Below are 12,200 nucleotides of genomic sequence, written 5' to 3'. Positions count from 1 at the left end.
GTCGGTGACGCGGAAGGTGGCCAGGCGTCCCGCACGTCGATATGTATCAGGCATATAACGTGCCCGATACATTCGATGTGTACGATGCATATCGCAACCGACAGACATGCGAGGAACTCCCTTATGGAAGCCCCCCAGCCCTCGGCCCGCGCCGGCGCCGTGGTCGCCACGCTGGCCTTCGCCGGCACCACGGCGGCGATCATGCAGACGCTGGTCACCCCTCTGATCGCGGAGCTGCCGCAGATCCTGCACACCTCGTCCGCGAACAGTGCCTGGGTGATCACCGTCACACTGCTGGTGGCGGCCGTCTGTGTGCCCGTCACCGGACGTCTCGGCGACCTGCTGGGAAAGCGCCGGATGCTCCTCGCCTGTTCCGTGCCGCTCATCGTCGGCTCGGTCGTGTGCGCGGTCTCGTCCTCCGTGGTCCCCATGATCGTCGGACGCGGTCTGCAGGGCATGGGGATGGGCATGGTGCCGCTCGGCATCGCCCTGCTGCGCGACGTGGTCCCCGCCGAGAAGCTCAGCTCCTCCATCGCGCTGGTCAGCGCGTCGATGGGCATCGGCGGCGGCCTCGGACTGCCGATCTCCGCCGCGGTCGCGCAGTACACGGACTGGCGGGTGCTCTTCTGGGGTTCCGCCGTGCTGGCCGTCGCGATCGCCGTACTGATCTGGTTCATGATCCCGGACGTCCCGGCGGGCGCCCGGGGGCAGCGTTTCGACGCCCCCGGAGCCATCGGTCTCGGCATCGGCCTGGTCTGCCTCCTGCTCGCCGTCTCCAAGGGCGCCGAATGGGGCTGGGGCTCGGCCGCCACTCTCGGCCTGTTCGCCTCCGCCCTCGTGGTCCTGCTCGCCTGGGGCGTCTGGGAGACCCGCACCCGTGACCCGCTGGTGGACCTGCGCACCACCGCCCGCCCCCGGGTCCTGCTCACCAACGTCGCCTCGGTGTTCATCGGGTTCGGCATGTACGCCAGCATGCTGATCATTCCCCAGCTGCTGCAGTTCCCCGACGCCACCGGCTACGGCCTCGGTCAGTCGATGCTCGCGGCCGGTCTGTGGATGGCTCCCGGCGGAATCATGATGATGATCGTCTCCCCGTTCGGCGGGAAGCTCACCGACGCCCGCGGCCCGAAGTTCACCCTGATCTGCGGCGCCCTGGTCATCGCCGCCGGCTACGGCCTCTCGCTGGTCCTGATGGGCTCCGCCTGGGGGCTGATGCTCGTCTGCATCGTCATCAACGGCGGAGTGGGCCTCGCCTACGGGTCGATGCCCGCGCTCATCATGAGCTCGGTGCCGCTCTCCGAGACCGCCGCCGCCAACGGTTTCAACACGCTCATGCGCTCCCTGGGAACGTCGGTCGGCGCCGCCGTGATCGGCGTGGTCCTCTCCCGGATGAACATCGGCATGGGCGGTTTCAGCCTCACCTCGGAGGACGGATTCCGGACCGGTCTGATCATCGGCGGCGGGGTCGCACTCGTGGCCGCCCTGGTCGCGACGGTCATTCCGGCCGTCCGGACCACTGGCGCGGTCGGCGGGAAGGCCGAGGTCGCGGAGCCGGCCGCGGCGAGGGCCTGACGGTCCGGCCCTCGCAGACCCGTACGTCCAACTGACGAATTCCGTAATCCTGTTGTAGGTCTTGGGGATGACCCGTGGACCCATACGGAGAGGGATTCGCGCAGGCCCCGCCTCCTCATACGGTCGTGATCGACCAGGAACGATCAAAGACGGTACGGCGGCGGGGCTCATGGCACAGGTGACACAGCAGGAAACGGTCCAGGGGGACGGACGGCAGGACAAGGCGTTCGCCCCCGAGTACCAGGGAGCCCTCGGCTCCCTCTCGGTCAACGCGTCGCTCACCGACGTGCTGGCCAGGGGGAGGGAGGAACTGCGCGCGGCCGAACGGAGCGGCGACCGCCGGGAGGCGGCCCGTTGCGGGCTCGCCGTCGCGGAGGCCTGCCGGCGGCTCGGGCGCAACGAGGAGGCCGAGCAGGCGTGGCGGGCGAGCTACCGCGCCGCCCGGTCCGCACAGGACGTCGGGGCCATGGCCTGGGCCCTGTGGAGCGGCGGCACGCTCGCCCGCCAGCGCGGCGCGCTGCCGCTCGCCTACCGGCTCCTGCGGCTGGCGGCCGAACTGGGGGAGCGCGGCGGCGACGTCGTCGTACGGGGCTACTCGCTCGCCGGTCTCGCGGAGACCGGGCGGATCCAGGGTGACTACCAGGCCGTCGGCGAGCTGCACGAACAGCTGCTCGCCGAGGCCCGCCGCCGCGGCGAGGCACGGCACACGGTGTGGGCGCTGGAGGGCATAGCGCAGATGCACCGGAACACCGGCTCGTACGACACGGCTCTCGCCCTCTTCGAGGAAGCGGCCGAAACGGCGGACCGGGCCGACGACCGCCGGGGCCGGGCCTGGGCCCTGCGCGGCATCGCCGACGTGGTGTCCGCACGGGACGGCGCAGTGGACCGTGCGCTCGACCTGCTCTCCGAGGCCGAACACACCTGCCGTGAGATGCGGTTGTCCAGTGCGCTCGCGTACAACCACAAGATGCGCGGCAACGTGCTCTACCGGGCGGGCCGGTACACGGAGGCCCGCGAGAACTACGAACAGGCACTGGCCGAGTTCCTCGCGATGGACGAGTCGCGCGGAACCGCGCTCGCCCGCCTCGGGCTCACCAAGACGCTCGCCCGGCTGGGACGGGACCGCGCCGAGACCGTCGCCGAACTCGCCGGACTGCGCCACGCGCTGGAACGCCTCGGCCTGCGGCACGCCCGGGACATGATCGACCGGGCAGCGGCCGAGCTGGGGGTGGGTCAGGTGCCGGACGCGCCGCACCCCGTCGGCGAGGGGACGCTGTGATGAGCTCCGCGACCTCCCCCACGCAGACATCCCCGGCGGAAGCGGGCTCCCCGCACACCGCCGCCACCCCCCTCACCCTGGCGCGCTGCCGCACCCTGGTACGCCCCGCGCTCGTGGACGCCGTCGGGCGGCTCCATCCGTGGCCCGGCGAGATGGCGGCCTTCTCGCTCGGCTGGTGCGGGGTCGGCGGTACCCCCGACCCCGGTGGCTCCCAGGGCAAGGGCGTACGCCAGGCCCTCGCCGTGCTGGGGGCCGAAGCCGTCGGGGCGTCCGGGGAGACCGCGGTCCCCGGAGCGGTCGCCGTCGAACTCGTCCACGTCTTCTCGCTCCTGCACGACGACATCATGGACGGGGACGAGACACGCAGGCAGCGCGAGACGGTGTGGAAGGCGTACGGCACGGGGCCCGCCGTCCTCGCCGGTGACGCGCTGCTGGCGATCGCCCTGCAGACCCTCTCCGAGACGCCCGGGGCGCTCGGCGGGGCCGCCGTGCGCCTGCTGTCCGGGACGCTGACCCGCCTGGTCCGGGGCCAGGCCGAGGACCTGCTCTTCGCCGACCGGCCCTGGACGGGACCCGGCGCGGTCCGGCCCGACGCCTACCGGTCCATGGCCGAGGACAAGACGGGGGCGCTCCTGGGCTGCGCCGCCGGACTCGGTGCCCTGCTCGGCGGCGCTCCCGCCGGCACGGTCGCCGCACTGGACAGGGCGGGGCGCCACCTCGGCGTCGCCTTCCAGGCCGTCGACGACCTGCTCGGCATCTGGGGCGACCCCGTACGGACCGGAAAGCCCGTCCACGGAGACCTGCGGCAGCGGAGGAAGACCTATCCCGTCCTCGCCGCCCTCGCCTCGGACGGGCTCCCCGCCCGCGAACTGGCCGCGCTGCTCGCCTCCCCGCTCCCGCTCGACGAACCCACCGCACTCCGTGCGGCCACGCTCGCCGACGCGGCCGGCGGCCGGGCGGCCACCCTGGCCGAGGCCCGCCGGCACCTCGACGCCGCCCGGGCCTGCCTGCGCGGCGTACCGCTCGCACCGCGCACGGTGCGGGAGATCGAGGGGCTGCTCGACTACCTGCTCCACCGGAACGTATGAGAGCCGCCGGCGGCGCCGAGCGCCGCCGGCCACCGGCCGTCAGTCGCGGCAACGACGCCGTCCCGGAAGGGGAGAATGCGCGGATGGAGATCACCGCACACGCGCTCAACCGCGCTACGCTCGCCCGTCAGTTGCTGCTCCGCCGCGAGGCGTTCGACGTCGAGGACGCGGTACGACGCGTGGTCGCCCTGCAGGCACAGCAGCCCGCCTCGCCCTACATCGCCCTGTGGAACAGGCTGAGCGGGTTCGATCCGGCCCGTCTCGACGCGGCGGTGGACGGGCAGCGGACGGTCAAGGCGACGCTGATGCGGCTCACCCTGCACGCGGTCCACGCCGAGGACTACCCGGCCTTCCGCGAGGCGATGGAACCCACACTGCGCGCCTCCAGGCTGGGCGACGCGCGCTTCACGGCGTCCGGGATCGCCCCGGACGCCGTCGGTTCACTGGTCGAGGACCTGCTGGCCTACGCCGACCGGCCGCGCACCGCTGCCGAGATCAGCGGCCGGATCGATGAGCGGCTGGGCGCACCGGTGGACACGGCGGCTCAGCGGATGCTGCGTCAGTACGTGCCGCTGTGGCACGCGGGCACCGGTGGGCCGTGGTCGTTCGGCCACCGGCCGTCGTACATCGCGGCGGGCATACGACCGCGGCCGGCGGATCCCGACGTCGCCGCCGCGAGCCTGCGCACCCTGATCCGCCGCTATCTGGAGGGATTCGGACCGGCATCGGTGGCGGACATGGCCCAGTTCGCCCTGGTCCAGCGGGCCCGGGTCCGCGCGGCGGTGCACGCGCTCGCCGACGGACTCGACCTGTTGGAAGGCCCCGACGGCACGATGCTGTACGACATCCCCGGCGCCCCCCGCCCGGCCGGGGACACTCCCGCCCCGCCCCGGCTGATGGCGATGTGGGACAGCGTCCTGCTGGCCTACTCCGACCGCAGCCGCGTCATCCCGCCCGCCTACCGCAAGCTCGTGATACGCGTCAACGGCGATGTGCTGCCCACCCTGCTGGTCGACGGCCACGTCGCCGGCGTCTGGCGTCCCGCCGACGGTGGGATCGAGGCCACCGCGTTCCACCCCCTCCCGGGCAGCGTCTGGGAGGCACTGGCGGCAGAGGCCGAAGCCCTCGTCGCCTTCCTCGCGCCCCGCGATCCCGGTGTCTACGCACGCTACGGCCACTGGTGGGCCAAAGGGCTGCCGGCCGCGGAGACCCGGACACTTCCCGGCAGTTGAGCGGGTGTCCCCGATCCCGGAGCGCCCGCACGCGAGCGGATCCGCTCAGCCGCGGGGGATCCGGACGGGGACCGGGCGGGACGGCGGCGTGGGGCGGGCCCGTGCGGAACCGCCCCACGCCGCACCGGGTGGAGTCTCAGCGTGGGAGCGTCCAGCGGCTGCCCCGCGCCGCCGCCACCAGTTCGGAAACCGTCGCCAGCTTGACCCGGGGCCGGCCCTCGCGGGCTCCGAGGGCCAGTTCGGCGCGCTCGATCTCCGCCAGACCGCGGGCGTCGACGATCCGGCGGTTGCGGCGCCGTACCAGCCGGTGGAACGCCCTCGGTCCGTGTTCCGGCGCGGGCAGCGTCCCGGCGACGGCGTCGGCCAGCAGGGTGCCGACGGTCTCGGCGGCGCAGGTCCGGTTGGTGCCGATGCCGCCCGAAGGGCCACGCTTGATCCATCCCACGACGTACGTGCCCGGCAGACCCGTGACGCGTCCGCCCTCGTGCGGCACGGTGCCGGTCGCCTCGTCGAACGGCAGTCCGGCCACCGGCACACCGTGGTAGCCGACCGCCCGCAGCAGCATCCCGGCCAGGATCACCGGGCCGTCCGAGGCGTCCGCCCCGCCCGTGACGCGCACGGCACGGACCTCGTCCTCGCCGCACGCCTCCACGGGCGCGGAGTGGAAGCGGAGCACGATGCGCCTGCCCGTCACCGGCGCGAGCGACCAGTCCGCCTTCTCACGGGCGACGCCCTGCAGCAGCGCGGCCTTGTCACGCGGTCCGGCGGCGTCGATCGCCGCACCGGTCCGCGGGTCGTGGTCGTCGACGACCAGCTCCACGCCGGGCAGGTGCTTGAGGGCGAGCAGCTCGGGTCCGGTGTACGCCGCCTCATCGGGCCCCCGTCGTCCGAGCAGCACCACCTCGCGCACCCGGCCGGAGCGCAGGGCGTCGAGCGCGTGGCGGGCGATGTCGGTGCCGGCCAGCGAGTCCGGGTCCGACACGAGGATCCGGGCCGCGTCGACGGCGACGTTGCCGTTGCCGACCACCACGACCCGTTCCGCCGACAGGCCGACGGCGTCCGGTGCGACCTCCGGGTGGGCGTTGTACCAGGAGACGAACGTCGTCGCGGAGATGCTGCCGGGCAGGTCCTCGCCCGGGATCCCGAGCCGACGGCCGGCGCCGGCGCCGACGGCGTAGACCACCGCGTCGTGGTGCGCGGCGAGCTCCTCCGGTGTGATGTCCCTGCCCACGTCGAGACCGAGGTGCATGCGTACCCGTGGATGCGTGTGGAAGCGTGCGAAGGAGTCTCCGGCCTTCTTGGTCGAGGGGTGGTCCGGCGCCACTCCGTACCGTATGAGTCCGCCCGCGACGGGCAGCCGGTCGACCAGCGTCACCTCGGCGCCGGTGTGCAGCAGCAGGTCCTCGGCCGCATACATGCCCGCGGGGCCCGTGCCCACCACCGCGACCCGGATCGGTGCGAAGTCGGACGGCAGGGTGCGCTCGAAGGCGGGCTCGCTCCACGCGTGGAAGTTCGGTCCCGTGACGGCAGGTTCGGGCTCCCGGTCCTCGTAGTACGCCGCGTTGACCGCGCCGTACTCCTTCTGCGCGCCGGTCAGGCTCTCCACCGGGAAGATCGCGTCCACCGGGCATGCGTCCGCGCAGGCACCGCAGTCGATGCAGGCCTTCGGGTCGATGTACAGCATCTCCGTGCGGCCGAAGTCCCGTTCCTCCGGCGTCGGATGGATGCAGTTGACGGGGCACGCGGCGATGCAGGTGGCGTCGCTGCAGCACGTCTGGGTGATGGCGTAGGTCATCTCATCCGCTCAGATCAGGTGGGCACGCTTGTAGAACACCAGCGCCGGCCTGGTGAGCAGGCGGGCGGAGGCCAGGAAGTCCATCAGGCCCGAACAGCTGGAGCGCATCATCGACTTGTGGTGCTCGTTGTCCTTCGCCTCGGCGATGGCGCGTTCGCTGTCGAGTCCCGCGTTGGCGTAGACGTCCTTGTTGACCATGCTGGTGACGATGACGTAGGACGCGACCGCGATGACGAACGCGTGGATCTGGCGGCGGATCCGCCCGGCGCCGCCGAGGTGCCGGCGCGTCTCGGCGCGGGCGAACTTCATGTGCCGGGACTCCTCGACGACGTGGATGTTGTTGATGGTGCGGACGAAGGGCACGACCCGCTCGTCCCGCATCCAGTCGCGCTGCATGACGTCCAGCACCTCCTCGGCGACCAGGATCGCCGCGTACGCCGCCTCACCGAACGCCAGGGTCTTGAAGGCCCGGCCGAGCTCCACGGCGAGCCGGCGCGGCCGGTAGGCCGGGGCGCCCAGCTTCCGCGCACCGCGGGCGAACATGATCGAGTGCCGGCACTCCTCGGCTATCTCGGTCAGCGCCCACTGGACGTCCGCGCCGGCCGGGTCCTTGGCGTAGATGTCGCGCAGCACCATCTGCTGCAGGATCATCTCGAACCAGATGCCGGTGCTGGCCACCGACGCGGCCTCCTGCCGGGTCAGTTCCTTGCGCTGGGCGTCGGTGAGCTCACTCCAGTACGCCGTGCCGTAGAGCGTGCTCCACTCCGGGCTCGCGCCGTGGAAGTCCTTGTCCAGCGGTGTCTCCCAGTCGACTTCCGTAGCCGGGTCGTACGCCAGCCTCGCGGCCGAATCGAGCAGGCGGCGGGCGACCTCGTGCTCGTGCGGCTCCTGTGCCTCGGGTCGAACGGTGCTGCTTGCCATGGTGCGGCTCCTCGGTTCGCGCGTGACAGATGCGGCTGAGATGACGGGGTGTCACCTCCCGTTGTGGCGGCTCGCCGTGGCGGCGGCCGTGGGGAGTCGGTGCGGTGCGTGCTCGACGGAGGTGAGGGCGATGGCGGCCCGTTCCCGTACGACCGCCATGACCGACACCTCCGGCGGAACGCCGCGGGGCGGTCGCCCGCCACCGCTTGTTAGACGCAAGGTATAACAACGATGCCGGGTGAGCCTACCCCCGAGTAAGAAATGCCCGTACTCCTCCGCGAGATCTCCCCTTCCCGGCTCGCGGGGGCGTCGGACCGTGCGGCGGAGGCCTGTTCGAGGGGGTGCCCGCGGGCCCCCGGCTCCGGAGCGCCGGCCGGTGGGGGCGGATACCCCTCGTCGGTGTCCCCCGGCGCCGAGCTGAGGAGGCCCGAAGTGAGCGGATCAGCCACCGTCACCTCCCGCCACGCACCGCGGTCCGCCGCCGGGGGCAACCGCCGCCCGCGGTGGACCCCCGGCCGGATCGGCCTGCTCGTCGTCGACCTGCTGATCATGGCGTCGCTCGTGATCGCCGGACTGCCGCTCCTGGTCGTCTTCGTGCTGTTCCAGCGTCAGATCGTGCGCGGCATCGCCCACACCGGTCTCGCCGGCCAGCAGGGGTGCCCGGACGTGCCCGCGGTCCGTAGGGATGACACGGCATCCGTACGGACCGCTCGGCCCGCGGTCAGGCGGCCGACGTACCCCGGGCCAGAAGCAGGGCAAGATCCGCCGCCGCCACGGCCACCGTCCCCACGAGCGCCGCCTTGCGACGGAACGGGCCCCGTGCGAGCCCGGCCAGCGCCGCCGGTACCACGCCCGCGAGGACGACCGCCCCCCACCCGCCCGCCGGCCCCGGAGGGCCGAGGACCAGCACCGCCGATGCCGCCACCAGCGGGATGGGCAGCAGGAGCCGGGTGCGGGCGGCGCCCCACCGCTGGGGCAGGCCGCGGATTCCGGCCGCCAGATCGGCGTCGATGTCCGGCAGCACGTCGGCCAGATGGGCCGCGACGCCGAGCAGTGCCCCCGCCGTCACCGCCCACCACGCGGGCCAGGGGCGGCCGGGCGCACTCAGGGCCACCAGGCAGGGCAGGCTCGCGAAGCCGATCGCGTACGGGAGCCAGGACAGGACCGTGGCCTTCAGTCCCAGGTTGTAGAGCCAGGCCGCCAGGACCCCGGCCAGATGCACCGCGCCGGCGGCGGGGCCGCACGCGAGGGACAGGGGGACGCACAGCGCCAGCGACGCGAGCGCGGCGCTCCACACCGTGTTCCGGTCCACCTCGCCCCTGGCCACCGGCTTGTCCGCCCGCCCGGCCTCGGCGTCGCGCCGGGCGTCGAAGGCGTCGTTGCACCAGCCCACCGAGAGCTGGCCGGTCAGCACGGCCGCGGCGATCACCACGCACCGGGCGAACCCCGGCCCGGAACCGGCCGCCAGGGTGGTGGCCAGGACGGTGACCGCCACCACCGGCCCGGGATGACAGGACAGGGCGAGCCCCGTCGCAGGGCGATAGGTGCCGTCGGGTACCGGCCGGTCCGTGGTGTCCACAGGGCGATCGTAGGTACCGGGGATCACATCAACACGGCAGCCGCACGTTTCATTTGCCAGGTTTTGTGTTGTTCTGTGGGCAGGATGTCGGTCATGACCTCTCCGAAGCGGGCACGAGGATGACCCGGATCGCCGCGGTGCACGGGGTCCTGCCACCGCACCGCCACACCCAGCAGGCGGTCACCGACATGGTGGCGCGCACCTGCCTGCCCGCAGGCGCGGACCGCCGCGTGCTGGACCGGATCCACCGCAACGCCGGGGTCCGCACCCGGAGCATGGTGCTGCCGCTGGAACGCTACGGCGAACTCGACGGATTCGGGGCGGCCAACGACGTGTTCATCGAAGCGGCCGTCGACCTGGGCGCCCAGGCGGTACGCGAGGCACTGCGCGAGGCGCGGCTGCGGCCCGCCGACGTGGATCTGCTGCTCTTCACCTCCGTCACGGGCCTGGCCGCACCCTCCGTCGACGCCCGGCTCGTCGGTCGCCTCGGTCTGCGCCCCGATGTGAAGCGGCTCCCCGTCTTCGGCCTGGGCTGCGTCGCCGGAGCCGCCGGAGTGGCCCGGCTGCACGACTACCTGCTCGGCCGGCCCGGACAGGTGGCCGTACTGCTCTCGGTCGAACTGTGCTCGCTGACCTTCCAGCGTGACGACGCGACGCCCGCCAACCTGGTCGCGACGGCCCTCTTCGGCGACGGCGCGGCGGCCGTGGTCCTCGTCGGCGGCCGGCACGCGCGGGCGGACGGCCCCGAGGTGGTGGACACCCGCAGCCGTCTGTACCCGGACACCGGACACGTGATGGGCTGGGACATCCGGAGCTCCGGCTTCAAGGTGATGCTCGACCCGGCCGTCCCCGACGTCGTACGCCGGTACCTCGCCGAGGACGTCCGCGGATTCCTGGAGGAGCACGGGCTCAAACCGAAGGACATCGCCCACTGGGTGTGCCACCCCGGCGGCCCCAAGGTCCTGGAAGCCGTCGCCGACGTCCTGTCACTGTCCGAGGGGGCGCTCGACGTCACCTGGCGGTCACTGGCCGAGGTGGGCAACCTGTCGTCGGCCTCGGTCCTGCACGTCCTGCGGGACACCCTGGAACAGCGACGGCCCGAGCCGGGGACCCCCGGTCTGCTGATGGCCATGGGGCCCGGATTCTGCTGCGAACTGGTGCTCCTGCGCTGGTAGTCCGGAGGAACGCGTGATCTGGTACACCGCCCTGGTGCTGGCCGTCGCCGCCGAGCGTCTCGCCGAACTGGCCCTGGCGCTGCGCAACACCCGCTGGAGTCTGGCCCGCGGCGGCATCGAGTCCGGGCGCCGTCACTATCCGGCGATGGTGGCCCTGCACAGCGCGCTGCTCGCCGGATGCCTCGTCGAAGCCTGGTCGGCGGGACGCCCGTTCGTGCCCTGGTACGGATGGGCCATGGCGGCGGTTGTGGCCGCCGCGCAGGGACTGCGCTGGTGGTGCGTCCGCACCCTCGGACACCGTTGGAACACCCGCGTCATCGTCGTCCCCGGGCTGCCCCCGGAGACCGGCGGGCCCTACCGGTGGCTGCGCCACCCCAACTACGTGGCGGTAGCCGCCGAGGGCCTCGCCCTGCCACTCGTCCACGGCGCGTGGGTGACGGCCGCCGTCTTCACCCTGCTGAACGCGGCGCTCATGACGGTGCGCATCCGCTGCGAGGACGGCGCGCTGGCCCGGCTCCCGGGAGCGGGAGCCCGCGCGTGATCGACATCCTGGTGGCGGGCGGCGGACCCGCCGGACTGGTGGCGGCGATCCGGGCCGCCGCGGCCGGCCGCGAGGCCGTCGTGGTCGAGCCCCGCACCGCTCCCGTGGACAAGGCCTGCGGCGAGGGCATCATGCCCGGCGGCGTGGCCGCCCTGCGCGCACTGGGCGTCATGGTCCCCGGCAGCGCACTGCGCGGCATCCGCTACATCGACGGCGCCCGCAGGGCCGAGGCGTACTTCCGCGGCGCGCCCGGTCTCGGCGTCCGGCGCACCGCCCTCCACGAGGCCCTGTACCGAAGGGCCCTGGAGCTCGGCGTACGGATCGTCGCGGGCCGGGTGGGGGAGGTGCGGCAGGCACTTGACAGCGTTGGCGCGGCGGGGCTGACGGCACGCTGGCTGATCGCCGCCGACGGCCTGCACTCACCGGTGCGCCGCACGCTCGGCCTCGACCGCCCCGCCTCCGCCCCGCACCGCTACGGACTGCGCCGGCACTACCGGGTCGCCCCGTGGACGGATTTCGTCGAGGTGCACTGGTCGCGGCGGTGCGAGGCGTACGTGACGCCCGTGGGCGAGCGGCTGGTGGGCGTCGCCGTGCTCAGCGGCGAGCGCCGCTCGCACGCAGAACACCTGTCCGCGTTCCCCGCCCTGGCCGACGCCCTCCGCTACGCGGAGGAGGGGCCCGTACGCGGCGCGGGGCCCCTGCGGCAGTCCGCGCGCAGCCCGCGGGCCGGACGGGTCCTGCTGGTCGGCGACGCGGCAGGCTATGTCGACGCGCTCACCGGGGAAGGCATCGCCCTGGCGGCGGCGACCGCGTCCGCCGCCGTCGACTGCCTCACCGCGGGCCGCCCCGAGGCCTACCCCGCGCACTGGAGGCGACTGACCCGCCGGCACCGGCTGCTCACCCAGGGCCTGCTGAGCGCGGCCCGGCACCCGTTCGCCGCCCGGCTGATCGTCCCCGCCGCCCACCGCCTGCCCGCCGTGTTCGAAGCGGCGGTACACGCCCTGCGGTAGCGGCGCAC

The 12,200-nt window shown here is 73.4% G+C and carries 10 protein-coding genes; 7 read left to right on the top strand and 3 right to left on the bottom strand.

The genetic code is table 11. The features are described from left to right. Positions 1-123 precede the first annotated feature (123 nt). The 4 genes from AB0F38_RS07975 to AB0F38_RS07960 all read left to right on the top strand — a co-directional run bounded on the left by AB0F38_RS07975 (position 124) and on the right by AB0F38_RS07960 (position 5,171). Complete coding sequence (locus AB0F38_RS07975) at positions 124-1,572, top strand: MFS transporter (protein ID WP_361888401.1); 1,449 nt, start codon at positions 124-126, stop codon at positions 1,570-1,572. A 169-nt stretch (positions 1,573-1,741) separates the two neighbouring features. Beyond that, positions 1,742-2,851, top strand: coding sequence for a tetratricopeptide repeat protein (locus AB0F38_RS07970; RefSeq protein WP_361888398.1), 1,110 nt, complete (start codon positions 1,742-1,744; stop codon positions 2,849-2,851). Further along, complete coding sequence (locus tag AB0F38_RS07965; protein ID WP_361888395.1) at positions 2,851-3,939, top strand: polyprenyl synthetase family protein; 1,089 nt, start codon at positions 2,851-2,853, stop codon at positions 3,937-3,939. The genes AB0F38_RS07970 and AB0F38_RS07965 overlap by 1 nt, the downstream gene beginning before the upstream one ends. Before the next feature lie 83 nt (positions 3,940-4,022). Further along, positions 4,023-5,171 (top strand): winged helix DNA-binding domain-containing protein, encoded by a 1,149-nt coding sequence (locus tag AB0F38_RS07960; protein WP_361888393.1) that lies wholly within the window; start codon positions 4,023-4,025, stop codon positions 5,169-5,171. A gap of 136 nt (positions 5,172-5,307) precedes the next feature. Here the strand turns inward: AB0F38_RS07960 and AB0F38_RS07955 are convergent, their stop codons facing one another. From AB0F38_RS07955 to AB0F38_RS07945, 3 genes are all read right to left on the bottom strand, one after another. After that, positions 5,308-6,966: an FAD-dependent oxidoreductase gene (locus AB0F38_RS07955; protein ID WP_361888390.1), complete on the bottom strand. Its 1,659-nt coding sequence runs from the start codon at positions 6,964-6,966 to the stop codon at positions 5,308-5,310. A gap of 9 nt (positions 6,967-6,975) precedes the next feature. After that, positions 6,976-7,887, bottom strand: a complete 912-nt coding sequence (locus AB0F38_RS07950) for a diiron oxygenase (RefSeq protein ID WP_361888386.1) — start codon at positions 7,885-7,887, stop codon at positions 6,976-6,978. Between the two features lie 721 nt (positions 7,888-8,608). After that, entirely contained in the window at positions 8,609-9,466 is an 858-nt protein-coding gene (locus AB0F38_RS07945; RefSeq protein ID WP_361888384.1) for a UbiA family prenyltransferase, read from the bottom strand. Positions 9,467-9,585: 119 nt separating this feature from the next. Between AB0F38_RS07945 and AB0F38_RS07940 the strand changes: the two genes are divergently transcribed. Genes AB0F38_RS07940 through AB0F38_RS07930 form a run of 3 tightly spaced genes read left to right on the top strand, consistent with a single transcriptional unit; the run spans position 9,586 to position 12,192 of the window. Then, on the top strand, positions 9,586-10,641 hold the full coding sequence (locus AB0F38_RS07940) for a 3-oxoacyl-[acyl-carrier-protein] synthase III C-terminal domain-containing protein (protein WP_361888381.1): 1,056 nt from the start codon (positions 9,586-9,588) through the stop codon (positions 10,639-10,641). 13 nt (positions 10,642-10,654) lie between these two features. Next, entirely contained in the window at positions 10,655-11,182 is a 528-nt protein-coding gene (locus AB0F38_RS07935; protein WP_361888379.1) for an isoprenylcysteine carboxyl methyltransferase family protein, read from the top strand. Next, complete coding sequence (locus tag AB0F38_RS07930; protein ID WP_361888377.1) at positions 11,179-12,192, top strand: FAD-dependent monooxygenase; 1,014 nt, start codon at positions 11,179-11,181, stop codon at positions 12,190-12,192. The genes AB0F38_RS07935 and AB0F38_RS07930 overlap by 4 nt, the downstream gene beginning before the upstream one ends. Positions 12,193-12,200 lie beyond the last annotated feature (8 nt).

This window comes from Streptomyces sp. NPDC025273 (assembly GCF_040638585.1).
GTDB classification, from domain to species: domain Bacteria; phylum Actinomycetota; class Actinomycetes; order Streptomycetales; family Streptomycetaceae; genus Streptomyces; species Streptomyces cinereorectus.
This window is presented reverse-complemented; position numbering and strand designations above follow the sequence as displayed.

Bases quoted from the DNA above. Each gene is read 5' to 3' on its own strand.
- AB0F38_RS07975 (WP_361888401.1), top strand. From the start codon at position 124: ATGGAAGCCCCCCAGCCCTCGGCCCGCGCCGGCGCCGTGGTCGCCACG.
- AB0F38_RS07950 (WP_361888386.1), bottom strand. From the start codon at position 7,887: ATGGCAAGCAGCACCGTTCGACCCGAGGCACAGGAGCCGCACGAGCAC.
- AB0F38_RS07965 (WP_361888395.1), top strand. From the start codon at position 2,851: ATGAGCTCCGCGACCTCCCCCACGCAGACATCCCCGGCGGAAGCGGGC.
- AB0F38_RS07960 (WP_361888393.1), top strand. From the start codon at position 4,023: ATGGAGATCACCGCACACGCGCTCAACCGCGCTACGCTCGCCCGTCAG.
- AB0F38_RS07955 (WP_361888390.1), bottom strand. From the start codon at position 6,966: ATGACCTACGCCATCACCCAGACGTGCTGCAGCGACGCCACCTGCATC.
- AB0F38_RS07970 (WP_361888398.1), top strand. From the start codon at position 1,742: ATGGCACAGGTGACACAGCAGGAAACGGTCCAGGGGGACGGACGGCAG.
- AB0F38_RS07940 (WP_361888381.1), top strand. From the start codon at position 9,586: ATGACCCGGATCGCCGCGGTGCACGGGGTCCTGCCACCGCACCGCCAC.